The sequence below is a fragment of the Geotalea daltonii FRC-32 genome, from assembly GCF_000022265.1.
In the GTDB taxonomy this organism is placed as follows: domain Bacteria; phylum Desulfobacterota; class Desulfuromonadia; order Geobacterales; family Geobacteraceae; genus Geotalea; species Geotalea daltonii.
Genome location: NC_011979.1, coordinates 568909 through 594184 on the forward strand (window position 1 = coordinate 568909; position 25276 = coordinate 594184).

The 25276-nt window shown below is 55.8% G+C and carries 28 protein-coding genes; 24 read left to right on the forward strand and 4 right to left on the reverse strand.

What is annotated here, in order from left to right:
• Window positions 1–97 precede the first annotated feature (97 nt).
• From fliE to flhB, 19 genes are all read left to right on the forward strand, one after another.
• Window positions 98–406 carry a flagellar hook-basal body complex protein FliE gene (gene fliE, locus GEOB_RS02440; protein ID WP_012645591.1) on the forward strand — a complete coding sequence of 103 codons (309 nt, stop codon included), beginning with the start codon at window positions 98–100 and terminating at the stop codon, window positions 404–406.
• Between the two features lie 48 nt (window positions 407–454).
• Window positions 455–2023, forward strand: coding sequence for a flagellar basal-body MS-ring/collar protein FliF (fliF, locus tag GEOB_RS02445; protein ID WP_012645592.1), 1569 nt, complete (start codon window positions 455–457; stop codon window positions 2021–2023).
• 13 nt (window positions 2024–2036) lie between these two features.
• The gene (gene fliG, locus GEOB_RS02450; RefSeq protein ID WP_012645593.1) at window positions 2037–3029 is read left to right on the forward strand and encodes a flagellar motor switch protein FliG; all 993 of its coding nucleotides are present in this window, start codon (window positions 2037–2039) and stop codon (window positions 3027–3029) included.
• Window positions 3016–3810, forward strand: coding sequence for a FliH/SctL family protein (locus GEOB_RS02455; RefSeq protein ID WP_012645594.1), 795 nt, complete (start codon window positions 3016–3018; stop codon window positions 3808–3810). Before fliG ends, GEOB_RS02455 begins: the two co-directional genes overlap by 14 nt.
• The gene (fliI, locus tag GEOB_RS02460) at window positions 3791–5122 is read left to right on the forward strand and encodes a flagellar protein export ATPase FliI (RefSeq protein ID WP_012645595.1); all 1332 of its coding nucleotides are present in this window, start codon (window positions 3791–3793) and stop codon (window positions 5120–5122) included. Before GEOB_RS02455 ends, fliI begins: the two co-directional genes overlap by 20 nt.
• A gap of 40 nt (window positions 5123–5162) precedes the next feature.
• Window positions 5163–5609, forward strand: a complete 447-nt coding sequence (fliJ, locus tag GEOB_RS02465; RefSeq protein WP_012645596.1) for a flagellar export protein FliJ — start codon at window positions 5163–5165, stop codon at window positions 5607–5609.
• A complete protein-coding gene (locus tag GEOB_RS02470; RefSeq protein WP_012645597.1) occupies window positions 5606–6121 on the forward strand; it encodes a MotE family protein in 516 nt (171 codons plus the stop codon). The genes fliJ and GEOB_RS02470 overlap by 4 nt, the downstream gene beginning before the upstream one ends.
• 51 nt (window positions 6122–6172) lie before the next feature.
• Window positions 6173–7894: a flagellar hook-length control protein FliK gene (locus GEOB_RS19190; protein ID WP_012645598.1), complete on the forward strand. Its 1722-nt coding sequence runs from the start codon at window positions 6173–6175 to the stop codon at window positions 7892–7894.
• Between the two features lie 17 nt (window positions 7895–7911).
• Entirely contained in the window at window positions 7912–8577 is a 666-nt protein-coding gene (locus GEOB_RS02480) for a flagellar hook assembly protein FlgD (RefSeq protein ID WP_012645599.1), read from the forward strand.
• Window positions 8578–8964 carry a TIGR02530 family flagellar biosynthesis protein gene (locus GEOB_RS02485; protein WP_012645600.1) on the forward strand — a complete coding sequence of 129 codons (387 nt, stop codon included), beginning with the start codon at window positions 8578–8580 and terminating at the stop codon, window positions 8962–8964.
• A 110-nt stretch (window positions 8965–9074) separates the two neighbouring features.
• Entirely contained in the window at window positions 9075–9956 is an 882-nt protein-coding gene (locus tag GEOB_RS02490; protein WP_012645601.1) for a flagellar hook-basal body protein, read from the forward strand.
• A 279-nt stretch (window positions 9957–10235) separates the two neighbouring features.
• Window positions 10236–10736 (forward strand): flagellar basal body-associated FliL family protein, encoded by a 501-nt coding sequence (locus GEOB_RS02495; protein WP_012645602.1) that lies wholly within the window; start codon window positions 10236–10238, stop codon window positions 10734–10736.
• A gap of 11 nt (window positions 10737–10747) precedes the next feature.
• Window positions 10748–11734 (forward strand): flagellar motor switch protein FliM, encoded by a 987-nt coding sequence (fliM, locus tag GEOB_RS02500; RefSeq protein WP_012645603.1) that lies wholly within the window; start codon window positions 10748–10750, stop codon window positions 11732–11734.
• Between the two features lie 34 nt (window positions 11735–11768).
• Window positions 11769–12029 (forward strand): flagellar motor switch protein FliN, encoded by a 261-nt coding sequence (fliN, locus tag GEOB_RS02505; RefSeq protein WP_083767190.1) that lies wholly within the window; start codon window positions 11769–11771, stop codon window positions 12027–12029.
• Entirely contained in the window at window positions 12026–12505 is a 480-nt protein-coding gene (locus tag GEOB_RS02510; RefSeq protein ID WP_012645605.1) for a FliO/MopB family protein, read from the forward strand. The genes fliN and GEOB_RS02510 overlap by 4 nt, the downstream gene beginning before the upstream one ends.
• Window positions 12502–13257, forward strand: coding sequence for a flagellar type III secretion system pore protein FliP (gene fliP, locus GEOB_RS02515; RefSeq protein WP_012645606.1), 756 nt, complete (start codon window positions 12502–12504; stop codon window positions 13255–13257). Before GEOB_RS02510 ends, fliP begins: the two co-directional genes overlap by 4 nt.
• A 212-nt stretch (window positions 13258–13469) precedes the next feature.
• A complete protein-coding gene (fliQ, locus tag GEOB_RS02520; RefSeq protein WP_012645607.1) occupies window positions 13470–13739 on the forward strand; it encodes a flagellar biosynthesis protein FliQ in 270 nt (89 codons plus the stop codon).
• Between the two features lies 1 nt (window position 13740).
• Window positions 13741–14523, forward strand: a complete 783-nt coding sequence (fliR, locus tag GEOB_RS02525) for a flagellar biosynthetic protein FliR (RefSeq protein ID WP_012645608.1) — start codon at window positions 13741–13743, stop codon at window positions 14521–14523.
• A gap of 4 nt (window positions 14524–14527) precedes the next feature.
• A complete protein-coding gene (gene flhB / locus GEOB_RS02530; RefSeq protein ID WP_012645609.1) occupies window positions 14528–15592 on the forward strand; it encodes a flagellar biosynthesis protein FlhB in 1065 nt (354 codons plus the stop codon).
• A gap of 92 nt (window positions 15593–15684) precedes the next feature.
• On the opposite strand, the gene GEOB_RS02535 is transcribed toward flhB, so the two are convergent.
• The 4 genes from GEOB_RS02535 to GEOB_RS02550 form a co-directional block, all read right to left on the reverse strand.
• The gene (locus tag GEOB_RS02535) at window positions 15685–16293 is read right to left on the reverse strand and encodes an acetate uptake transporter (RefSeq protein WP_012645610.1); all 609 of its coding nucleotides are present in this window, start codon (window positions 16291–16293) and stop codon (window positions 15685–15687) included.
• Between the two features lie 53 nt (window positions 16294–16346).
• Entirely contained in the window at window positions 16347–17942 is a 1596-nt protein-coding gene (locus tag GEOB_RS02540; RefSeq protein WP_012645611.1) for an acetyl-CoA hydrolase/transferase C-terminal domain-containing protein, read from the reverse strand.
• 77 nt (window positions 17943–18019) lie between these two features.
• Window positions 18020–19333, reverse strand: coding sequence for a citrate (Si)-synthase (locus tag GEOB_RS02545; protein WP_012645612.1), 1314 nt, complete (start codon window positions 19331–19333; stop codon window positions 18020–18022).
• A gap of 106 nt (window positions 19334–19439) precedes the next feature.
• Window positions 19440–20144, reverse strand: coding sequence for a GntR family transcriptional regulator (locus GEOB_RS02550; protein ID WP_012645613.1), 705 nt, complete (start codon window positions 20142–20144; stop codon window positions 19440–19442).
• Window positions 20145–20426: 282 nt separating this feature from the next.
• On the opposite strand from GEOB_RS02550, the gene GEOB_RS02555 reads away from it, so the two are divergent.
• From GEOB_RS02555 to GEOB_RS19195, 5 genes are read left to right on the forward strand one after another with little or no spacing between them, the layout of a single operon-like run.
• Window positions 20427–20969 (forward strand): AfsA-related hotdog domain-containing protein, encoded by a 543-nt coding sequence (locus tag GEOB_RS02555; RefSeq protein WP_012645614.1) that lies wholly within the window; start codon window positions 20427–20429, stop codon window positions 20967–20969.
• Window positions 20966–22750, forward strand: coding sequence for a hypothetical protein (locus GEOB_RS02560; RefSeq protein ID WP_012645615.1), 1785 nt, complete (start codon window positions 20966–20968; stop codon window positions 22748–22750). The genes GEOB_RS02555 and GEOB_RS02560 overlap by 4 nt, the downstream gene beginning before the upstream one ends.
• Window positions 22747–23724, forward strand: a complete 978-nt coding sequence (locus tag GEOB_RS02565) for an NAD-dependent epimerase/dehydratase family protein (RefSeq protein WP_012645616.1) — start codon at window positions 22747–22749, stop codon at window positions 23722–23724. The genes GEOB_RS02560 and GEOB_RS02565 overlap by 4 nt, the downstream gene beginning before the upstream one ends.
• Window positions 23721–24482: an MBL fold metallo-hydrolase gene (locus GEOB_RS02570; protein ID WP_012645617.1), complete on the forward strand. Its 762-nt coding sequence runs from the start codon at window positions 23721–23723 to the stop codon at window positions 24480–24482. The genes GEOB_RS02565 and GEOB_RS02570 overlap by 4 nt, the downstream gene beginning before the upstream one ends.
• Window positions 24479–25198 carry an HAD family hydrolase gene (locus tag GEOB_RS19195; protein ID WP_012645618.1) on the forward strand — a complete coding sequence of 240 codons (720 nt, stop codon included), beginning with the start codon at window positions 24479–24481 and terminating at the stop codon, window positions 25196–25198. The genes GEOB_RS02570 and GEOB_RS19195 overlap by 4 nt, the downstream gene beginning before the upstream one ends.
• The last annotated feature ends 78 nt before the right edge of the window (window positions 25199–25276 follow it).

Below are 25276 nucleotides of genomic sequence, written 5' to 3' on the forward strand. Positions count from 1 at the left end.
CATTCATCTGCGGCGTTGCCTTCATTACTTCGCTGCTCGCCCCTTGACGCCTTGCACCTGGATATTTTTGAGCATAAATAATTTTACGGAGGAAAAGATGGTCATTAAAGCGATCGAGAGTGGTACCGGGATTGAGCATGCCTTTCCCTCGCCGGTGGCAAAGGAAACAGCCGGCGCGGCGCCTGCCGAGAGCTTCAGCAAGTACCTGGGGGAAATGGTCGGCAAGGTAAACGACATGCAGCTGTCGGCCGATAAATCCATCCAAAGCTTGGCCACAGGCGAAGCCACAGGTCTGCACGAGGTCATGCTGGCCGTGGAAAAGGCGAGCATTTCTTTCCAGTTTCTCAATCAGGTGCGCAACAAGGCAGTAGAAGCCTATCAGGAAATCATGAGGATGCCGGTTTAACAGCCTGATATTCGTCGTAGATGCATTGTCAGTTGATACGGAGTTCCTATGCCGGAAGGTTTGAAAAAACTGCTTGATCCTTTCCTGTCTTTGCCCACGTCCAAACGCCTGATTGTAGCCGGGGTGGCGGCTTGTTCGCTCTTGGCCTTTGCTGCTCTTATTTTTGTCGCCAACAGGACTGATTACCGCCCGCTGTTTGCCAACCTTACAACCGAAGATGCCGGTGAGATCGTCAAGAAACTGAAGGATCAGAAGGTTGCCTATCAGATTTCGGCGGACGGCAAAGCCATTCTCGTCCCATCTGACAAGGTGTATGAACTGCGTCTTTCCCTGGCCGGCGAAGGGCTGCCCCAAGGGGGAGGAATAGGTTTCGAGATCTTCGACCGGAAGAATTTCGGCATGACCGAATTTGTCCAGAAGCTCAATTATCAGCGCGCCCTGCAGGGTGAACTCTCCCGGACCATTGCCCAGTTGGCCGGTGTGGAGCAGGCAAGGGTCCACCTGGTTATTCCGGAAAAATCCCTGTTCAAGGACAGCGAAAAGCCCCCCACTGCCTCTGTGGTTCTGAAGATGAAATCAAACCGCACCCTGCGTGAAAATGAAGTACAGGGGGTGGTGCACCTGGTTTCTTCCGCCATCGAGGGGATGGATACGGAGAATGTCACCGTCCTTGACAGCCGCGGCAAGGTCCTGAGCAGGACCGGCCCTTCCGATGCTACCGGCAAACTGACCAGCACCATGCAGGAGACCCAGCGCAATTACGAAAAAAACCTGGAAGAGCGTCTGCAATCGCTTCTGGACAAAGTGGTGGGGAGCGGCAGATCCGTGGCCCGGGTCTCGGCTACCTTCGATTTCAAGCAGGTGGAGAAATACGAAGAGAAGTACGATCCGGAAACGGCAGCGGTACGCAGCGAACAACGGAGCGAGGAAAAGGCGGGAGCCACCAACATTGCTGCCGGTGTTCCGGGGGTACAAACAAATATGGGCAGGACCGCTCCGGGGGCAGGCACCACTGGTGGCGGTTCCAAGAGTGACGAAACCCTCAATTACGAAGTCAGCCGTACCACCGCCCGCATCATCGAACCGGTCGGCAGCCTGACCAAGGTGTCGGTGGCCATTCTTGTGGACGGCAAGTACGAAGCCCCGGCAGCTGCTAAAGCGGGTGCTGCCAAGGCCAAGTACCAGCCGCGCACTCCCGATGAATTGCAGAAAATCGAGTCACTGGTTAAAAGCTCCGTCGGCTTCAATGCCGAACGGGGCGATCAGGTGACGGTTGCCAATATTCCGTTTCAGGAAACCGGCGATATGGGAAGTGCCGAGGATGCCTGGTGGAATGCGCCGATCGTCATGACCCTGCTGAAGAACCTGCTCATTGCCGGCGGTTTCTTCGCCATCATTTTCTTTGTCATCAAACCGTTGATGCGGATGTTGCCCCATAGACCCCCTTCCTTCCAGCCTGTACAGGAAGATTTGGAAATGATTCAGCTGAACGAGGCCCACAAGCAGGAACTGGCCCTGCAGACACTGAACCAGCTAGAGCTGATCGAAAAGGTGAAGCAGGACCCTTATCAGGTGGCCCAGATTCTCCAGAACTGGCTGGTACACAAAGAACAGTAGTTGAGGATGTTTCATGACCGGATCGGATAAAGCCGCCATCCTGCTCCTCTACCTTGGCCCGGACGCAACGAGCAAGGTATTCGAGCACATGGATGATGTGGACATAAAGAAGATAAGCCAGAGCATGGCCCGTCTCGGTCACGTGCCGCGCGACGTCATTCAGGGCGTGGTGACGGAATTCACGGATATCACCAATCCCGAAACCGGTTTTTTCTCCCAGGGGGAGGAATTCGTCAAAAAGATCCTGGAAAAGGCCCTCGGCGTACAAAAGGCCGAAAGCCTCCTTCAGGAGCTGCGCACCTCAAGCATCGGCGATATGGTGGACATTCTCGCCACCATGGATTCGAAGACCATCGCCAACTTTTTTTCCCAGGAGCACCCACAGACCATTGCCGTTATCCTGGCCAAGCTCAAGCCGAAACAAACCAGTGAAATTGTCGGGCTCCTGCCCCAGGAGCTTCAGGCCGAGGTGGTGATCCGCATCGCCGAGGTTGACCAGGTATCGCCGGAAATCCTTGCCGAAATCGATGAAGTTATCCGCAAGGAGCTGACGGCCCTTGGCGGCGTGCAACGGTTCAAGGTCGGCGGCGTGGAGAAGGTGGTGGACATGTTCTCCTATCTGGACCGGAGCAAGGAGAAAAAGATCCTCGACCGTCTGGATGCGCTCAATCCGCCCTTGGCCGAAGTTATCCGCAAGCATCTCTTCACCTTCGAGGACATCTTCAAGCTGGACGACCGGGCCATCCAGTCGATCATGCGGGAGGTGAGCAACGATACCCTGACCCTGGCCATGAAAACCTCCCCGGACGACGTCAAGGACAAGATCTTCCGCAACATCTCGTCCCGTGCCGCCGAGATGATCAAGGAGGACCTGGAGGTGATGGGGCCGGTTCGCCTTTCCGACGTGGAAAAGGCCCAGTCGGAGATCATCAAGGTGGTAAGGAAAATGGAGGAAGACGGCAAGGTGGTCATAGCCGGCCGTGGAGGCGACGATGTCCTCGTCTAGGATCATCAAATCCATCGACGATGCCGGCTTCATGGGTTTCCACTTCCGTGAGTTAAAGGGGAGTGCTGACGAGCTCCCTGCTGCAGACAGCCATAATGCTCCTTTCACTCCGGTAATACCGGGGGCGTGGACTGCTGCGGACAAAGAGGAAGTGGCAGGTAACGCTGAAGAGGATACGGCCGGCGCGGTAGAAGAAAAGATTGTTGTCGGCATTTCCGAGGAAGAGGCCGACCGACGCGAACAGGCGGCATACAATGAGGGGCTTCGTGAAGGCAAGCGCCAGGCGGAAGAGTCTCTGGCCAAGGTAAGCGAGGCGCTGGCCAAGGCACTGCTCAGTACCGGAGGCCTCAGGCAGAAGGTGATGCAGGAGAGCGAGGAAGACCTGCTTAAGCTGGCCATTGTCATTGCCCGCAAGATCATCCTTCAGGAAATATCAGTCGACCGCAGAATCCTGGTCAATATTGTGAAGGCTGCAGTCAGCAATGTCTCTGACGGTGATGAGGTAGTGGTAAGGCTCAGTCCGGCGGATTATGAAATAGTTGCCGACCATAGGGAATTTCTGCCGCCTGCCAACGAGAAAAGAAGGATCACCCTGAAAGCCGATGAAACCATACCCGGCGGAGGCTGTCTGGTGGAGACTTCCATGGGGGCCATAGATGCCAGGATAGAAGCCCAGCTGGATGAGATATTCCGTCGCTTCATGGAGGATCGCAGTGTGACGGCACTCGAAGCCGACACGATGGAAACGGAGGAAAAGACGGATGCTGGCGAAGAAGATTGACCTCAGCCGCTTTCTGCCGGCAGTGGAATCGGCGCGGCCCATCAAGCTGCACGGCAAAGTCACCCAGGTGGTGGGGCTGGTCATCGAAGGTTTCTGTCCTGAGACTGCCGTCGGTACTCTCTGCGAGATAAACTCACAGGGGAGTGAATCCATTCCGGCGGAGGTTGTCGGCTTCAGAGAGAACAAAACCCTGCTCATGCCCCTCGGGGAATTGCGAGGCGTGGGTCTAGGCAGTCTCATCTCTGTGCGCCGCGAAAAAGCCTCCCTGGGGGTCGGACCGGCTCTCTTGGGCAGGGTCATCGACGGGCTCGGGGCACCCATCGACGACCGCGGCCCGATTATCACCGGTGAAGAATATCCCATCTACGCCACTCCGGTAAACCCCATGAAGCGGCGTCCGATCCGCCAACCGCTCGATCTGGGTATCAGGGCCATCAACGGTCTGCTCACCTGCGGCGAAGGGCAGCGGGTGGGGATCATGGCCGGCTCCGGGGTGGGTAAATCCACCCTGCTCGGCATGATTGCCCGCTATACGGAAGCCGACGTCAACGTCATCGCCCTCATTGGCGAGCGGGGAAGAGAGCTGCGCGAATTCATCGAAAAAGACCTGCAGGCGGAAGGGTTGAAAAAGTCGGTGGTAGTTGTTGCCACTTCCGATCAGCCCCCCCTGGTGCGCATGCGCGGCGCCTACATCGCCACCACCATTGCCGAATATTTCCAGGCCCAGGGAAAAAAGGTTCTGCTGATGATGGACTCGGCCACCCGCTTTGCCATGGCCATGCGCGAGGTGGGGCTGGCCATCGGCGAGCCGCCGACGACCAAAGGCTACACGCCGTCGGTTTTCGCCGCCCTGCCCAAGCTTCTGGAGCGTACCGGAAACTTCCAGAACGGGAGTATCACCGGACTCTACACGGTGCTGGTAGAGGGGGACGACTTCAACGAACCTATCTCCGATGCCATGCGCAGTATCCTCGATGGCCATATCGTCCTTTCCCGGGAACTGGCCGCGAGAAACATCTATCCACCTATCGATGTCCTCAACAGTGCCAGCAGGGTGATGATGGATGTGACCGCCAAAAATCACCAGAAGCTGGCCGGCAATTTCAAAGGGGTCCTGGCCACTTACCGCCAGGCGGAGGATCTGATCAATATCGGTGCCTATAAACCGGGGAGCAATCCGGGTATAGACTATGCCCTGGCAAAGATAGAGCACATGAACGCCTACCTGAAGCAGGATATAAAAGATGGTGTCGGGGTCGAGAATGCAGTTATGGAGCTGGAAGCCATATTCGATGATACCATGGCTTTGTGAAAGGCCGGTCCTTTTTCTGTCGGGCCAAGTGAGGTAGATCATGACCAAAAAAGGGTTTCAGCTGGATCAGGTGCTCAATTTCCGTAAAGAAATGGAAAAGATGCGCAAAATCGACTTTGCTGCGGCCAAATATGAGCTGGATGGGGCAAATGAGCAATTGGCCAGGGCCGAAAGCGCCATGAGACGCCTTTCAGAAGAGCTGAGGGAAAAGCAGATAGACGGTATTTCCGCTAACGATCTGCAGCTCTACGCTAATTTCAGCCGCAAAAAGAGGGAGCAGATTATTGACCAGCGCCAGGAAGTTGTGGCCCTGGAGAGAAAAGTGGTTGAAAAGCGCGAGACGCTTTTGACTGCTGCCAAGGATAAAAAGGTACTGGAAGCGTTCAAGGAGCGGAAGGTCCAGGCCATGAAGAGGGATGCGGCTGAACGGGAGCTGCATTTCCTTGATGAGATTTCCATCCAGAAAAAGGGTCATGGCAAAAGATGAAAAAAATACTGCTGATCATCCCGCTGGTGGCCTTTGTCATGCTCTGGCATACGGAGATGGAGCCTTCCGCCCTGCAGCGGGTCGCCTTGGCACAGAGTCCCGTAGCCGCTACTGTTTCCCCGAAAACTGACCGGGATGAGGCTGCCGCCCTGGAAAAGCAGCGGCAGCAGCTGTTGGAAAAAGAGGCGGCCCTCAAAGCCAAGGAAGAGGAACTGAAAAAACTCTCCGCCAGCCTGGACAGCCGCATCAATGAATTGAATGCGGCGAGGAAGTCCATGGAGGGTTCACTGCAGACGCGGAAAAAAGAGGAAAACGAGCGGTACAGGAAGATGATCAAGATCTACAAGGCACTCAAGCCGGAAGAAGCGGGAAGACTGATGGACAAGCTGGAGGAACCTCTCGTTATCGAGATGCTCAACCAGATGGACCAAAAGACGGCGGTGAAGCTGATTCCCTATCTCAATCAGCCCAGGGTCATCAAGTGGACCAGGGACAACCTGGTCGGCAGATAAAAGTTTGCACCGGTTTGAACGGTGCCATTCCAGAATAAAGGAGGTGAGAAAATGGACAACATGCAAGTAGTACTACCGTCCCAAGGGGCAGCACTTATTCCCCTTGTGACACCTGTTTCAATTGGCAAAGCGGCCGCCGTCAACAGTGCTTTTCTGAATGCCGGCCCAACCTTTGCCGAACTGCTCGGTAACATAGCTATGGAACCTGCAGCGGATGTGCTCAAAGGGGAAGAACCAAGGGCCGCCGTGCCGGAATCGGCATCTGCCGGCAATGCAGAGCCGGTAAAAAAAGGAGATGAGGCAGAAGTCTCACCAGTGGCCCTTGAAGGGGACCAGCTCCTTCTGACGGTTCAACAGACGACCATTGCCGTTGGGGCAATTCCGATACAGCCCCAGGAGCAAAACCAGAACCGGGCTCAGACCGAAACACCTCAACTTCAGGTGCAGACTGGGAAACAATTACCATCGGAGGTGCAGGTTCCCGTAGCCAAACTCCCCGATCCGCAGGTGCAGGTACCGCCACAGCCGCTGATTCAGGCACAGAAAGAGCCGATCCCAGAGGTAAAAACGGAACCTTTCCATGGGGAGGCCATGATGAAGACTGCTGAAACGGCAGCAGTTATGCCACAGCAGAAACAGGGGGAGACGGAGCCGCCATCTGAGAACCGGCAGAAAGCCGAGACGGAAAGCATACCTCAAACCAGGATCAGCAAGACAACAGCAACTGCCGAAGTCGAGCCGGTGTTGGCGGAAGCTGCCCCTGAGGCTGGTGCGGCAAAGAAGGTGGAACTTCCTGAGCGGGTGGTTGTGCCCTCCGGCAATGGAATTCCGGCATCGGCAACCGTTTCCGTTGCTTCTCCGTTATTTGAATCGGGTATAGAACTGTCTGTCGAGGGGACAAAGGCGACGGAAGTTGTTGCCAAAGCAGATCCGGGGCTGGGAAAAAGTGCACCGGTAACAATCAGTGGCCAAACTGAAACTCAGGAAACGACACCGGCCATAACGGTTGAGACTACCCCGGCAGAAGCACCCGGTATTAAGGAGAAGACCGTCAGGCAGGTGCAGGACAGGATGACGGTGAGAGCAGGTGACGGCCACGTGGAAACTGCAGAAAGCAAACCGGCAACGGCAGGCAAGGATGCCGCAGCCAGCGGGCAGAAAGAAATGCCGGAAATAAAAACCACTGGCAAGCCCTTTTCACCGGATTTGGGCGACAGTGGCGGAAACTCGGCCACCGGTGAAAGAGGAATGAACAGCCAGCTGCAGTTTGCTGCAACCGGCGAAGTGGTGAAAACTTCAGCCATCTCCGAAACGCCGTACAAGGGGGAGGCACCAGCCACTGCCACGGCGGAAAGCATCGTTTCCCAGGTAAAGGAAAGCCTGACACTGCATAACCCTAAAGAAGGCAGGCAGATCACCTTGACGCTCAATCCGGCCGAACTGGGAGAGCTGAAAATCAACGTCAGCATGGAAGGGCAGCGGCTCAAGGTGGAGGTCGTGGCAGAAAATGCCATGGTCAGGGATGTCCTCATGGCAAACATCGACACCCTTAAGGAGTCATTGTCAAAACAGAACGTCACCATGGAACGCTTCAATGTCTCCACCGGCGGCAATTACGGCTTCAGCCAGCAGTCGGGTGGAGAGAAATGGGTGCCGCAGAACCGCTCTTACAATAGTTATGCGGCCATGGGGGGTACGTTTGCCGACGGAGAGGAAAAACGGGTCAGCTATCTGACAGGGACCGGCCAGGGGCTGGTTGACGTGAGATTCTGACAAGAGGAGGTTAAAGTATGGTCAGTACGGTCACATCGACAAGCGACACCACTGCAGCAGCGGCAGCCATGAAGAAGGCAACCGGGCTCAACAAGGACGATTTTCTCCGGCTGTTCGTGACACAGCTGCAGAACCAGGATCCGCTCAACCCCCAGGACAGCTCCCAGTTCATAACGCAGCTGGCCCAGATTACCGAGGTGGAGCAGTCCTACAACACCAACACCAACCTGCAGAGCATCCTGACCCAGAGCAACAATATGGCGTCACTTTCTGCGGTCTCCTTCATCGGCAAGTCCATATTGGCTCCCGGCAGCCAGATAAGCCACCAGTCGGGCAGCGCCAGCACCATAGACTACAATCTCTCTTCCACTGCCCAAACGGTGACGATCACCATTACCGACGAGAGCGGCGCCACCGTCAAGACCCTGACTCAGGGGCTCACTGCTGCCGGCTACGCATCACTTGCCTGGGACGGTACCAACAACCAGGGACAATCGGTGACAACAGGCATTTACAATGTGACCGTCAAGGGGACCGATGCCGATGGTGCGGCCTTTAGCGGTACTCCCCTTATCCGGGGCAAGGTTGACGGTGTGGAAATGGGGAGCTCCGGTCCGGTTCTTACCGTGGGGGCGCTGCAGGTACCCTTGTCCGGTGTCATCAGTGTCAAAGGGGGAGCATAGGTGATCGACGAGATATTTTTTCCACAACCTATCCAGCCGTCGTCACGGCAGCCCTCGATTAAGCAGGTACAGGAAAAATCCATCGGCGGAGAATCACCCTTTGCCAAAATCCTGGAAAACAAACTGCCCAGCCAGGGGGTAAAATTTTCCCAGCATGCCCAGGAGAGGCTGAAGGCGCGGGGAATCAACCTGACCGAGACCGACATGAAAAAGCTGGAAGGCGCAGTTGACAGCGTTGCCCAAAAGGGGGGCAAGGATTCCCTGGTGATGCTTGGTGATGCTGCCTTTGTCGTCAGTGTCAAAAACAGGACAGTGGTAACGGCCATGGATAAAACCCAGATGGCCGGCAACGTCTTTACTAACATCGACTCCGCCGTAATTTTTTAGAGAACCCAGAACATAGAACATAGAACTTTTACAAGGGCTGGCCCTCCAGGAGGAAGCCCCAAGGAGCACCGACCGACAGAGGTGTTCCGAACAACTAACGGGAGGCAACAATGAGTATAACCAGTGCAATGTTTACCGGTGTCAGCGGTCTTTTGAACAACGGCGAGGCAATGAACGTTATCGGCAACAACATCTCCAACGTGAACACAGTCGGCTTCAAGGGCGCCAGGATGCTCTTTTCGGACATGTTGTCACAGAATATCGGCAACAATTCCCAAATCGGCCGCGGCATGCAGATACAGAAGGTGGAAAACCTCTTCGGCCAGGGGAGCTTCGAAAGCACGGAAAATGTCACTGATCTGGGCATCCAGGGGAACAGCTTTTTTGCCCTCAAACCGCCGACGACTGTCGCACCGGTGGCCGCCCAGAATGCGGCTTTTCTGAGCCGGGCAGGGGCCTTTCACGTGGATAAGGATCTCTATCTTGTAAATCCGGATGGTTACCAGGTGCTTGACACAGCCGGTCAGCCGATCCGGTTTTACACCGGTGGTACAGCAGACCAGAATTTTTCGAAAGTCGTCAAGGTGGAGCCCAACGGCCTTATTACCTATCTTGCCCAAGACGGCATTACCAACCTCTATTACAGCACCACCGGCGTAGCCGGCCTGCCAACCACCACTGCCAACGCAGCGGCGGTGCAGAGACTGGCAGTTGTCTCGGCAACGGATCTTTCGGGCCTGGAGAAGGCAGGCGGCTCACTGTATAAGGCAACGGCAACCTCGGGAGTATCGGCGGCAGGTTTTACCCTCGCCGGCAATCAACCGAACGGCACCAGCGAAAAAGTCCTCTCCAACTCCCTGGAACAGAGCAACGTGGACCTGGCCAGCCAGTTCGTCAAGATGATCATCACCCAGCGGGCTTACTCGGCAAATTCCAAGACCATCACTACCGCAGATGAAATGACCCAGGAAGTACTTAACCTGAAACGATAATTCATGTCACAGGGCCGCAGTCTCCATGCTGCGGCCCTTTTTGTCAAAACATTGACCCCTCCTTCAAAATATTTCATCGAACTGCCGCCAAATATTTCCCCACCTCACTGTCGTTTTCGGTAAAAACCCTTTAGAACAGGCATGTTAGGCGGTTGTGCCCGGAGCAGCCGCTGCCAGCCTGAGACAGAATGATGACTGTTAGCTGCTGGCATTGCCGTTGCAGTAATGGAAGAGCTTTGTAAAACTAGCTGATATTCCAGAGAAAAAGGAGATGTTCCCATGGCCGAGCAAAAGGAAGAGGCTGTTCCTGCCAAGGATAACAAGAAGCTTTTTATCATCATCGGTGCTGCCGTGCTGGCTTTGATAGTCATAGCCGTCATTGTCGCAATGATGATGGGAGGGGGTAAGGGGGAAAAGCCGGCAAAGGCCCAGGAAGCAAAAGCGGAAAAAAAGGGGGAGGGGGGCGAAAAGGCTTCTGCTGCCACCGTTTACCCCCTAGAGCCGTTCATTGTCAATATATACGATGGTCAGGAACTACGTTACCTGAAGATCAAGGTTGAATTCGAGATGGCCGCGGCAGAGATCAAGACAGAAATAGATGCCCAGCAGTCCGCCCTGCGGGATGCCGTCCTCGTTCTGCTGACGACCAAGACCATGCGTGAGGTTCAGGACCTGCAGGGGAAGAACCAGCTGCGTGATGAAATATTGAGTACGACTGTCAAGATTCTCGGGCCGGGCAAGGTCATCAAGGTTTATTTCACCGATTTCGTCGTGCAATAGGGACAGCCGTCATGGAAAAGATACTGACAAAGGAAGAGATAGAGGCGTTGCTCAGTGCCGTTTTCGAGGGGAGCATCGAGCCGGCCAAGGAATTGGCCAGAACCCAGGGACAGGTCAGCACTTACGATCTCTTCAACTCCGATGCCCACCGGGGCTTTGTCCCCAATATGGATATCATCTATGACGGTTTCATCCGTTACAACCGGGTCAATATGTCCAACCGTCTGGGCAAGATGGTGGAGATCAAAAAGGTAGGTGCGAGACCTTACAAGTTTGACGACTTCCTCCAGTCCCTTCCTTCACCGGTCTGCATGGCCATCTATAAAATAGAGCCCCTCAAGGGGGCAGCCTTGATCGCCGTGGACAGCACCTTTGTTTACACCGTCGTCGACAGCATTCTCGGCGGCGTCGGGGTCCCCAACATCCCTGCCAACAACCGCCTGTTTACCCCTATCGAACTGCGGCTGGTGGAAAAGATCATCAGGGACGTCCTGGCCGACATGGAAAAGGCGTGGGCACCGCTCCTGGCCGTGAAGATGAACCTGTTGCGCATGGAGATGAATCCGCGGCTGGTCAATATCGTCCCCCCGGAATACCAGGTGGTTACCATGTCGCTCAAGATCCAGATCGAGGAAACGGTGGGCTCGATGATTCTCGCCGTTCCGTACATGACTGTGGATCCCATCCGCGACAAGCTGAAGAGCGGATTGCAGGTAGACATGATGGCCGTTGATCCCCAATGGTCCATCCGCCTGTCGGAAGAACTGAAGGAGGCACCCCTGGAGATCTCGGTGGAAATGGGCAATTCCTCCATCACCCTTGCCGAACTCCTGAACCTGTCCCCTGGGGATACGGTGATGTTGGAGGAGAGCGGTCGCAATGAGTTGCTGGTCAAGGTGGGAGGCGTGAAGAAGTTTATGGGGCTGCCGGGGGTCCGGGGGGGCAACAAGGCGGTGCAGATCAGTCGGATTTTCCAGGGAGGGACGCGCGGTGACTGAAACAGGCGAATTGGAAGAACAGAAGAACGCTGAAATGAAAAATCTTGATTTCATTCTGGATATTCCATTGCAGCTGACCGTGGAACTTGGGCGGACCAAATTGCTGGTCAAGGACATATTGCAGCTGAACCAGGGGGCGGTGGTCGAGTTGTCGAAACTGGCGGGAGAACCGCTGGACGTTTTCGTCAACTCAAAGCTGGTTGCCCGCGGTGAAGCGGTGGTCATCAACGACAAGTTCGGCATCAGGCTGGTGGATATCGTCAGCCCCAACGAGCGGGTGGAAAAGGCGCTATGAGAGCCCTGGTGTTGTCAGCCCTTTTTTTGTTTCCGGCCAGTGCAGTTGCCGCTGATAGCGGCAGCGGCGAATTCAGCCTGGTGGCGGGCTTTTTCCAGATGCTGGGATCGCTGGCCCTGGTGCTGGGCCTCATTTTTCTCTTTTATCACCTGTCCAGCAAATGGCTGAAGATCGCCCCGGCCGGAAAAGGGGTCGCACGCTATATCCGCGTGGTTGAGAGCCGCTTTCTGGCGCCGAAAAAATCCCTGATGCTGGTGGAGGTTGGGGGCGAGTATCTGCTGCTCAGCAACTGCGGTGACCGACTGCAACTGGTCAAACAGATCGACATGGTGGAAGAGATAGAGGTGGTGGAGGAGCGCCAGAATGTGGCCCAATTCTCCGCCCAGATGCGCGAGCGGCTGGCTGCCATCAAGGAAGGAGTCCCCGGCCTGATGCGCCTGGCTGCCCTGCCGAAAAAACGGAGTGAAGCACTGTGAATGGCGGCAAAATTCTTAAACCCTTATTGGTGATCGCCTTTCTTCTCACTGCGGCTTCGGCCTTTGCCGAGCCGGTCGCTCTGCCCACGGTAAGTGTCGGCATGGGCAAGGTGTCGAAACCTGGCGACGTGGCTGTCGTTCTGCAGATCTTCTTCCTCATGACAGTGTTGTCCCTGGCTCCCGGACTTTTGATGATGACAACCTCCTTTACCCGCATCGTCGTCGTCCTCTCATTTCTGCGTAACGCCCTGGGTACCCAGCAGGCTCCCTCTAATCAGATCATCATCGGCCTGTCGCTGTTTCTGACCTTCTTCATCATGGCGCCCGTGTGGCAACAGATCAACGTTCAGGCTCTTCAGCCCTACCGTGCGCAGACCATCACCCAGGACGAGGCCCTGAAGCGGGCGGTGGCGCCGGTGAGGAAGTTCATGCTCTCCCAGGTGAGGGAGAAGGATCTGGCGCTGTTCATCAACCTGTCCAAGCTGCCCCGGCCGAAAAATGCCGATGACATTCCGACCATGACCATCATTCCCGCTTACATGATCAGCGAGTTGAAAACCGCCTTTCAGATCGGCTTCCTGGTTTACATACCGTTCCTGGTGCTGGACATGGTCGTGGCCTCGGTGCTCATGTCCATGGGGATGATGATGCTGCCTCCGGTAATGATCTCCCTGCCGTTCAAGATCCTGCTCTTCGTCCTGGTTGACGGCTGGGGACTGATTATCGGATCACTGGTGAAAAGCTTTGGGTAAAAACGGTGATTGGTGATTGGTGATTAGTGATTAGTGATTAGTGATTAGTGATTGGTGACGGTGAAGCGGTGATTGGTGACGGTGAAGCGGTGATTAGTGACGGTGAAGCGGTGATTGGTGACGGGTGACTTCGAACCTCGAACCTCGAACCTCGAACTTTGAACTTCGAACTTTGAACTTCGAACCTCGAACTTTTAGTTTCAGGAGAATTTATGACTTCCGACCTGGTTGTCCAGCTGGCGCGCCGCAGTTTCGAGACGACGCTCCTTTTATCCGCTCCGCTTCTTACCTTCAGCCTGGTGGTGGGGCTTCTGATCAGCATTTTTCAGGCAATCACCTCCATCAACGAGGCGACCCTCGCCTTTGCACCGAAGATTGCTGCGGTAATGGTTGCTCTCATCATCTTTTTCCCCTGGATGATGAGCTACATGAGCGACTTTACCCGTGAGATATACAACATGATCCCCAACATGAGGCACTGACGTGTTCGCCATCCCCTTTGCCACCATCAGCGATTTCACCCTCTTCAGCCTGGTGGTGGGGAGGATGGCCGGTCTCTTTTCGGCAATTCCGCTCTTTGGTGGCAAGTCGGTGCCGATGCGGATCAAAATGGCCGTCATCATGTCAATGGCGCTTCTGCTCTTTCCCATCATCAAAATGCAGGTGCCGCCGCTGCCCGGAGACTCCATTTCCATCGGTCTGCTGGTGATTCGTGAAACCCTGATCGGTCTGACCCTGGGTATCATTTCCCAGGCGATCTTCGCCGCCGTAGAAATGTGCGGGCAGATAGTCGGCATGCAGATGGGCATATCCATTGCCGCTCTCTTCGACCCTAACACCCAGTCCAATGTGCCGACCATGTCCCTCTTCCAGGGGATACTGGCCATGCTCCTCTTCGTAGCCCTGGGGGTACATCACATTTTTATACGGGCCATTGTCGAGAGTTATCAGGTCATCCCGGTGGGGGCCTGGCACATGAGCGGCGAACTGATGCAATTCTTCATTACCAGCATCGGCGCTGTCTTCATTCTGGGGGTCAAACTGGCGGCGCCGGTCATGGTCGCCCTGCTGGCAACCAGTGTCGCCCTGGGGATCATGGCCAGGGCATTTCCCCAGATGAATATCTTCATGGTCAGCATGCCGCTCAATATCGGCATAGGTTTTCTCGCCTTGGGCCTCTCCCTGCTCGCCTTTCTCCGCACCCTGCAGAACTCCTTCGGCGGCATCGACAGGCAGATAAAAATTCTCTTCAAGCTCCTGGCCTAGCACCATGTCCGAAGAAGACAAACATTCCAAAACAGAACAGCCGACCAATAAAAAGGTCTCGGAAGCCAAGGAGAAAGGTAACATTCCCCGCAGCCGGGACCTTACCTCGACCCTTTCCCTGACCAGCGGTATCATTGCCCTCTATGTGACCGGCGGCTTCATGGCCTCCAAGCTGAAAAGCAGCAGCGCCGAAATTTTTGCCAGCCTCAGTACCAAGGAATTCACCGAGGCAGGCATTTATATGCTGATGCTCAAGCTTTTCCTGACCATGACCCTGGTGCTGGCGCCTTTCCTGCTGATCGTCATCGTTGCCAGCCTTGCGGCTGAAGTCAGCCAGGGGGGCATCTCCACCTCCTTCGAAAAAATCGGCTTCGATCTGGACAAGCTGAATCCTGTCCACGGCATCAAAAGGCTCTTCAACAAGGATGCCGTGGTGGAGATGCTGAAATCCTTCCTCAAGATCATCATTGTCGGTTACATGGCCTACAAGGTCATGCGGGACGAGGTGGACAGCGTCATTTACCTGGTGGACATGGATATACCGGCCATTGCCGAATTTGTCAGCCACATCTCCTTCAAACTGGTCATCCATACCTGTGGCGTTCTATTCATCCTGGCGGTGCTGGACCTGGCCTTCGTCAAGTGGCGCTTCATCGAGAACCTGAAGATGACCAAGCAGGAGGTTAAGGATGAGAACAAGGATGCGGAAGGTGACCCACATATCAAGGGAAAGATCAAGCAGAAGCAGTACGATCAGGCAAGAAGAAGAATGCGGCTCATCATTCCCACTGCCGACGTGGTTGTGACCAACCCGACCCATTTTGCCGTGGCCCTGAAATATGACCGGCAGAAAATGGCCGCGCCGGTGGTGCTGGCCAAGGGAGCCGATTTTCTTGCCCAGAAAATCAAGGAAATCGCCCGGGAGAGCAATATCACCCTGGTGGAGAACCGCCCCCTGGCAAGGGAGCTTTTTGCCCAGGTGAAAGAGGGAGAGGAGATCCCCGAGGCGCTCTATGCGGCGGTGGCGGAGATTCTTGCTTATGTCTACAAGCTGAAGGGGAAGGTGTGAACTCCGGCAGGCATTGCGTTGTAAAAGCCCTCTCGTCAGGGCACGGGAGGGCTTTTTTATGCGCGCGGGGATAAAAGCGTGAATGTTACTTGCTACCCCGGGTCTCGGACCAACCCCAGGGGGGCGACCGTCCGGCCATAGACTTCGTTGAGCACCTGGGCCAGCCCGGCATAGATGGCCGAGAATCCGCAGAATATCCCTTCGTAACCGGCGATGGTCTTTATGGCTTGATTCCCGGTAAAATCACCCCCTGCCAGGAGGAAAAAGAGCACCAACAATGAGCCGAACACCACCTGCAGCGCCTTGTTCATCTTGAATGTGCCGATGAAGAGCGCTCCGGTAAAGATGCCCCACATGACCAGATAGGCGGTCATGGCCGATTCACCGGGCGCCTGGATATAGCCGGTCTTGGGGAGCATGATGAGGGCCACCAGAGAGAGCCAGAAAAGGCCATAGGAGGTAAAGGCGGTGGCGCCGAAGGTATTGTTTTTCTTCCACTCCATGATGCCGACAATGATCTGGCCCAGACCGCCGTAGAAGATCCCCATGCTGAGGATCATGGCATCCAGGGGAAACATGCCGGCATTATGCAGGTTCAAAAGGACGGTGGTCATGCCGAAGCCCAACAGCCCCAGGGGGGCCGGATTAGCCGTGGTGTCGTTAATGGCGAAGGCGGTGGCGGCATTGTGCGTATGTGTCATATCCGTGTTCTCCTTGTCAGGTACTTGATGCCAACTTTCCGGCATTAGCCGGTTCAATTGCACAGATCTATCTTTATGTCCCAGTTCTTGATCTTCATGGTGCCATGCTGGGCAAGGTTCAGCTGCATCTTGAAGGCCCGATCCCACAGCTGGGGCTCGTGTCCTACTTTCCGAGCGATACAGTCCCTGGTGGCGATTTCCAGGTAGGCGGCGAGGATCGGTTTGTAGTCGGGGTGGGCGCATTTTTCGATAATGCGGCGCGCTCGCTCTTTGGGAGCCAGTCCTCGCAGGTCGGCCAGCCCCTGTTCGGTCACCACCACGTCCAGGTCGTGCTCAGTGTGGTCGATGTGGGAGCAGTGGGGCACGACGCAGGTGATACCGTTCGGGTCAATCTTGGAAGGACGGCTGGAAGGGGTGTGCATGATTTTCAGGTAGCCGTTGCGCAGGAAATCGCCCGAGCCGCCGATACCGTTGATCATCCGGGTGCCTCCCACCAGGGTTGAGTTGGCGTGGGCATAGATGTCGATCTCCACCGGCGTGTTCATGGCGATGACCCCCAGTCGCCGGATCGGTTCCGGGGCATTGGAAATGGAGAGCGGGCGGATGAGGATCTTGCCGGCATACTTGTCCATGTTGGCGAAGAACCGGGGGAAGCCCTCGTCCTTGGAGAGGGAGAGGGAGCAGGAAGAGGCGCAGTCCAGCTTACCCGAGTCTATCAGGTCGAGCATGGTATCCTGGAGCACCTCGGTGTAGACACTCAGGTCGCTGAACGGTCCTTTTGCCAGGCCGCCGATAACCGCATTGGCGATGGAACCGACCCCGGACTGGAGGGGCAGAAGATTTTTCGGCAGGCGCCCCGCCTTCACTTCATGGGAGAAGAAATCGATGATATGGCTGGCAATGGCCTCGGAGGTTTCATCCTGCTCGGAAAATGCCCGGCCATTGTCCCGGTGCCGCGATTCCACCACGGCAATGATCTTTGCCGGATCGCAGGGGACAGCGCCGGTGCCGATCCGTGAATCGGCCCTGGTGATGTTCAGCACCTGCCGATGGGGGGGATTGTCACAGATAATGGTGTCGTGCATCCCTTCGAAGGATGGTTGTCCCACATTGACCTCGACGATGACCCGGTCGCAGATCATGAGGATCTCCGGGATTACCCCGCCCGACGAAGTTGGCACCAGTCCGCCGTCTTCGGTGATGGCGGAAACCTCGATGATGGCCAGGTCAAGCTTGCCGCTCTCCGTGTCTTTGGTATAAAAGCCGTAACCCAGGTCCTGGGCGAAGAGGGAGAGGTGCTTGTCTCCCATGCGGATGCGCCCTTCATTGATACCGGCGGCGATGTTTTTGCCGGTCTGGTAGGGCCAACGCCGGTCGATCATGTCCAGTTCAGCCCACCGGTCTTCCGTTTCCGCGCCTACCGATGCGCCGGTGAAAATGTTGAAGCGCAGTTTTCCCTGCAGGTTGTTCCTTTCCACATGGTCCGCCAGGGCAATGGGCACTGCCTTGGGATACCCGGCCGGGGTGAAACCCGACCAGCCCAGGTTCATGCCGTTTTTAAAGAAGGGAATAGTTTCTTCCGGTCGCATTACTTTCTTCAACAATGCTTTGCAACGTACCCGCTCTTCCAGAGTGCCATATTCAGACATGGTGATCTCTCCTGTTCTATTTTAATGTTTACATAAAAATGCTGAAAAAAATCTTGTAGTTCCGGCAATCTTGGCGGTTACCGCCTACCCTTGGCGGCCCACTCTTCGAGCATGGCCGTGGTGACCGATTTCGGCCGTTCGATGGCGTAACCCAGCCCCCGGTCCCAGGTGATATTCGCCATGCACCCCAGTGCCCGGCCGACGCCGAACAGCACCGTGTAAAAGTCCCACTCCTTTACACCGTAATGCCACTGAATGACCCCCGATTGGGCGTCCACGTTGGGCCAGGGGTTCTTGGTCTTGCCGTGCTCGGTGAGCACCCCGGGCGCCACCTCGAAGATCATGGAGACCAGCTTGAAGAGAGGGTCGTTTGGCAGATGCTTTTGGCAGAACTCACGCTGGGAGGTATAGCGGGGGTCGGTCTTGCGCAGAACTGCATGCCCGTAGCCGGGAATCACCTGGCCGGAATTGAGGGTGTCCCACAACGCCTTGGTGATGAGCTCTTTGGTCGGTTCCTGGTCCTTGCAGTACTTCTCCTGGAATTTGATGGTCCAGTCTAGCACCTCCTGGTTGGCGCGGCCGTGGAGTGGTCCGGCAAGGCCGTTCAGCCCGGCCGCATAGGCGTAATACGGGTCGGAGAGGGCCGAATGGACCAGGTGGGTGGTGTGGGCTGAGACATTGCCCGACTCGTGGTCGGAGTGGAGGATGAAGTACATGCGGGCCACATCCTGATATGCCTTGCCCTGGCCGATCATGTGGGCGAAGTTGGCCCCCATGTCCAGGTTTGGGTCGATGGCGATCTGCCGGTCTTCCCGGTACTTCAGATTGTATATGAATGCCGCAATAACCGGGATCCGGGCGACAATGTCGCAGGCATCCTCGTAGACCGTTTCCCAGGCGGTCAGTTTGCTGAATTTACCCGCGTTGTAAAGGGATGCGAACTTGGAATCCCGCTGCATGGCGGTGATGCCGATGGAAAGCATCGCCATGGGATGGCTGTCCCTGGGCAGGGTGCGAATGGTGTCGAAAACGTATGATGGAACGTTCTGGCGGCGTTTCCACTCGGTCAAAACCTCTTCCATCTCCGCCTGCGTGGGGATGTCCCCCGTCAACAGGAAGTACCAGAACGCCTCCACGGTCGGATAGTCGGAACCGGCCGCTTTGGGGAGGCAGGCGAACGTTTCCGGAATGGTCTTGCCGCGAAAACGGATCCCCTCCTGGGGGTCCAGGTAGGAAATGTCGGTTACCAGCGAACGGATGTCACGGGCGCCGCCGATGCACTGTTCGATGGTGACCTCGTCGATCTTGACCTTGCCATATTCCTTGACCAGCTTTGTCGTGCGCGGGCGGAATGCCTCGATCTTCTGTCTGAGTGTTTCTTTTAAAGCCATGGTGTCACTCTCCTTTTAAGATGAATGCAATGGTGCGTGTGCAGCGGTGAGACAGTAATCGACTCCTCCTTTCCATGTATCTGTGGCGCTGGCAGGATCCAGCCTATCAGTCATTCCTTCCCACCTGCTCTGTGGCATTGCGATGCCGTTCTTCGACGCTGAGGCGTGCGGTCCGTATGTGGCGGCGCATGAGCAGGTCTGCAAGTTCCCCATCCCGTTCCTCCAGGGCATCTACGATACGATGATGCTCTTTTAAGGCCAGATAAGGGCGAGGGCTGGCAGCGCTGAACTGGTACCGGTACATGCGGATCAGCTGATAGAGCCCCCCATCCAGGATGGCTAGCAGCTTCTTGTTGCGGCTTCCCTGTAGTATCCGGTAATGGAAATCAAGCTCCCCCTCCTGCTGGTAATAGGAAAGCCCCTCATCCTCGGCAATGCTCTTTTCATGTTCCCGGAGCAGGTTCCTCAGCCCGGCAATCTCCTCGTCGGTCATGTTCTGGGCGGCCAGGGCGCAGCCTAGCCCCCCCAGTGCCTCACGGACCTGATAGGTTTCAATCAGTTCCTCGTAGGAAAGGGATATGACCCGCGCCCCATGGTTGGGCGCGCGGATGATCAGATGTCGTTCTTCCAGGCGGCTCAGGACCTCGCGCAACGTGCCGCGGCTGATGCCGTAATTCCTGGCCAGTTCGGGTTCTGAAATTTTGCTGCCGGCAGGAATATCACCCTTGATTATTGCATCCTGCAGCAGTTCAAAGATCCGGTCGGTCAAGGGGGCCGTCCCTTGGGTCGTATCGTTGGGGAGAGAAGACAAGTGTCGACACCTTTCGTAGCGAAGAAAGCTTTTAAAGAGATTATATCGTGAAAATTTTAATTTCAAGAAAAAAGTGTCGACATTTTTTATTTATAGTAAAAATTTGGGATGTAAATAAAAACGCACGAATCCAAAATCCCTCGAAATTCTTGCAGAAAATGTAGTCACACGGGACACAGGCGGTTTCCACCAAAAGAATGGCGGCTAAATACAAGAATTTATAATAATTTTAATTTAATATCGCCCGGTGGTAGGCAGTGAATGTTTATTTGGAGGTATGGCATGGCAGTGAACAAAGCGGAATTGCAGAAGGAATTTGCTGACGACTTCATAAGAAAAATCGACAGGCGGTTCGTACACAAGGCAAAGGACGAAAACGTGGTAATCAGCGATATCTGCCGGCGGGAAGACCTGGGGCCCGATATCTACCAGTGTTTTCTAACCTATGACGACCAGCTGCCCTTCTTTTTCGAACACTATCTGGACCATGTACCGGGGCTTCTCGTCATCGAGGCCGCACGGCAGATGGGTACGGCGACGGTGCATAAATTCTACGACGTGGATTTCGACACGATCTTCATTCTGGATGTGGTCAACTGCAGTTTTACCAATTTTCTCGAATGTCAGGAACCGGTGGTCATCCAGATAGCCATAATCGCACCAAACGGCCCGGACAGGGTGCGGAAAGCATTCAGCTCCGTCGTCACCATCTTCCAGCATAGCGAAAGCAAAGGGACCATCGAGTTCAATTGCACCTGCATTCCGAAAAAACTCTTCGCGCGGATGAGACGGACGGCGGCGGCATGCACAGGAGGGGGACAATGAGACTGAAAGCACTGATTGCTTGCTTCGGTATCCTCTGGTCGTGTTCCCTGTCCCATGCCTTCGACCATGGCAGCCTCTACGGCGATTTTGTTGCCGTCGATGCCCAGGATGGGAAAATAGATGGTTCGGCCGACCTGCTTACTACCGCCCTGTGCGGCAAGTGTCATAACGATAAGATCAGCGAGGTGATGGCCACGGTCCACTATACCTTCCGTTCGGAAAACAAGATGATCGACTTCCCCGGCGGGGGGATGCACGGCCATTACGACCGGAGCAGCGGACTGACCGGCGGCAATACGGTGGTCAATTACTATTTCGACAGCGAGCGGGGGTGCGGCAAGTGCCATGTGGGGAAATACCTTCCCGGTACCATGGGAGAAATCGATCTGCTCACCGGGTTGCCCACGGCTAACATGGAAAAGGTCCGGAACGGGATCGACTGTCTGATTTGCCACGCGGCCACCTACAGCGGGAGAGATAAGTTGGTGGAGGAGATCGATGCCGACGGCACGAAGGCTAAGTACTGGCACCAGGATCGGACATGGAGTGCTGTATCGAGCATCGGCAGGTCGACCACTGCGGCTTGCTTGCGCTGCCACAGCGAGGCTGCATCCCCCAATGAGCGGGGAACCCCCTTCGCCACATGGAACGACGTGCACATTGCCTCTGCTGCCTTTTCCGGCAACGCCTGCACCAGGTGTCACAATGTGGGCAAGCATAAAATGGTGCGGGGCAACCATATTGCCGAGATATTCGCCTCGGATTACCAGGTAGGGTCGGCAGAAAACGAGCTGAAATGCGAGAAATGCCATTCGGCGAAGCCCCATGATAAAGAAACCCTCAATGGGCATGTGAGCAGGGTAGCCTGTCAGACGTGTCACATCCCCTGGACCTCCGGGGCCACCTATTCCCGCTGGGAGCTGGATGGGACCCAGACGGAATTCGCCCGGGGGGGAATCTTCTCCGCCGAGGACAGTAAACCCTATACGACAGCGGGGATGAGCGAACGGGAGGTTTGGGAGACCTACAAAATGCGGCCACGGTACCTGTGGTTCAACGGAAAAGCAAGCTACCTTGCCCAGCCAATCGGCAGCAAAGGGGAGAATGGCAGCAAGATCTGGCCGTTCAAGCCCCTTTCTTCAGGGCTTCCCGTGGATACGAGCGGACTGCGCATGGCGGACCTCCTGGACGACGCTACTTTGCAAACGGCAATGGTAAGGACAGGTTCCATGGTGCCCGGTGACGCCCCTGGCGCTACGGCGTTGGCTGGTGTAGGCACCCTGGCCAACCGTACTGTCGATTCCAGCCTGAGCTTGGAGCTTCAACGGGAGATGCTGGAAGTGCCGCTGCTTCTGAACCTGGATCTGGAAGTGCTCAAGAGCGGCGGCTCCATGACCCCGGCCATCGACTCGGCAATGAGCAAGACCTACAACTCCCTCAACTTCCTTGGGAAACTCTTCGGTGCACCCGCCGATGCTGCGGTCCTCTCCATCTTCAACGGCAACTACAGGAGCGACAGCTATCTTGTGACAACCCTTCCCACCGGACAGAACATGCAGAAATACAATGCCAACTATCCCAGCGGCTCGTTCCTTACCCTGACCCATGGTGTCAGGCCCTCCTCCGAAGCGCTTAAATGCTATGACTGCCATAGCTCAAGGGGCGTCATGGCCGGAAACCGCCTGAGGGTTTATGATCGTCTCGACGGGAACATGAACCCCGTCTATCGCGAAGTCGACAATTTCGATGTTTTGGGAATAAAGCCGCAGGGGGGCATATGAAAATCTTTGTGACCGGTGCCACCGGTTTGGTCGGTAAGCGTCTTGTGGATAAACTGTCGGAGGGAAAAGACGAGATTGTCTGCCTGGTGAGGGATGCATCGAGAGTAACCTTCGACAGGAACAGGGTGAGGATCGTCAACGGCGACTTGCTGGACAAGGGGAGCTACAGGCGACATCTGGACGGCGTCGACCTGGTGTACAATTGCGCTGCGGTCACCGGCTTCTGGGGTATCAAGTGGGAGGAATACTACCGCAACAATGTGGAAGCCACCATGAGTCTTTTGCAGGGCTGTTCCGAAGCTGACGTGCCGAACTTCGTCCATGTGAGTACGACCCTGCTCCATGGAGCATGCGACGATCCCGCTCCGAGAAAGGAGTCAGACCCCCCGGGCACGTGCCTGTCGGGATATGAAAAATCCAAGTTGGCAGCGGAGTCGGCCGTGGTTGAGTGTGGGAAGCAGACCGGCATGAGTACCAAGATCGTCCGCCTGACTTCCGTGTACTGCGCCGGCGGGCGCCTGATCCCTTCCCTGGTGGAGGGGTTGCTGCAGAATAAATTGAAGCAGATCGGCTCGGGAAAGAACATGAAGCACATCACCCATGTGGATGATTGTGTGGACGGCATGATGCTGGCAGCAAGAAAAGGGCTCCCCGGCGCCGTGTATAATATCGGCGCCAGGGAGGTCCCCACCATGGGGCAGATCATGGAGCAGGTATCTTCGGCCCTCGGCAGGGAACGCCCCCGGATGATTCCTCAAGGCGTTGCCAGACTGGCTGCAACAGGAATGGAGGCCGTTGCCTGCATCACCGGTAAGCCGCCGCTGCTCACCCGCTATACGGTGGATTACCTTACCAAGAACCACATCTACGATACATCCCTTGCCGCAAAGGAGTTGGGATTTGTGGCGAAGATGGATTATCGCCAGGGCATAGCCAATTCGGTGCTGAAATATTTGCAGCTCAGGCAGGCATGACCGGTAAAGAACTCTCGATCACCTTCGTAGGTCACTCCACGGTTCTCTTGCAGAGCCGTGAGGTGGCCATTGTTACCGATCCCAATTATGAGACCAGTTTCGGCCCTTTCGTGCCGAGATTGGAGGCTCCGGGAATGGGGATCGAGGATCTTCCCAGGTTGACGCTGGTCCTGATCAGCCACGACCACTTCGACCACCTGTCCAGGTCAACCTTGCGGGCGCTGCCGGGAGGGTACCGACTCCTGATCCCCAAGGGGACGGGTCATCTTTTCCGGGGGCTTAACCACCGGACACAGCATGAACTGGACCATGGAAAGACCTACCAGGACTGGCAGGTGAAGGTGACCGCCCTGCCGGCGCTGCACGTTTCAAAGCGGCTGCTTCTGGGCAGGAGCAGGCCGGCGAACAACTACCTCATCGAACTGCACGGCAAAACGATTTTTTTTGCAGGGGATACGGGCTACGGCCCCCAGTTTCGTGAAATCGGCGCCGCTTGGGATATTGATGCGGCTCTGTTGCCGGTCGGGCTGGCAACGCCGGATTTCCTTTTCGGCAAGACCCACCTGAACCCGGAAAGGGCGCTTCGGGCATTCAGAGACCTGCAGGCCCGCATCATGATTCCCATCCATTACGGTACATTTCGAACCGTCCTGGAAAAGCCGGACTACCCGCTGCAGGAGTTGAGAAGGCAGATAGCCAGGTATGACATGGGCGAGAAGGTGAAAATATTGCGCCCCGGAGAGAGCATCCACCTATGACGAAAGAGAGCAAACACCAGATCGGCGCGTTCTTCGATGTGGACAAGACAATCGTAGACTACAATACCATGAGCGGCTATTACTGGTATTTCCACCGAAACCTCTACAAGGGGGCGCCCCCCCTGAAACGGACCGTTGCGGGATTGGCTCATATGGTTCGTGTAACCGGCACCTATCTCAATCTCCTCAGGTGCGCCATGAAAAAAGACGACCGGATGACCGTGAACAGGCACTATTACGCTGCCCTGAGCGGGATCGACGCCGGTCTTTACGGCAGCCTGATCGACGAATGGTATCGGGAGGCGGGCATTCTGGAGAAAATATACGGGCAGGTGGGCACGGTAATCCGTAACCATCAGCGGCAAGGACACCGTGTGGTCCTGGTGTCCGGGTCCCATCTTCCCCTGATCGAACCCTTGGGAAAGGCCCTGCAGGTTGATGAGATCCTGGCTACGGAGGTTGAGGTAAAGGGGACTGTCTTTACCGGGAAGATACGCAACGAACTCCCCATGGTCGGAGAGGGGAAGGCCCGGGCAATCCGCCGGTATGCGCAACGAAACGGAATTGACCTTTCGTCGAGCTATGCCTATTCCGATCACATATCGGACCTGAAGATGCTGGAAACGGTGGGCAATCCATGTGCGGTGATCGGCGACATGAAGCTGGATGAGTATGCAAGGAAGAGGTCATGGCAAATCATTACCACAGGTTGTTGAAAAACTGTTGCGGTGCCGATCTGCTGCGTTATCGCTCGCTCAAAACCTCAGCGTACAAAAAGTACGCTTCGGCTTTTC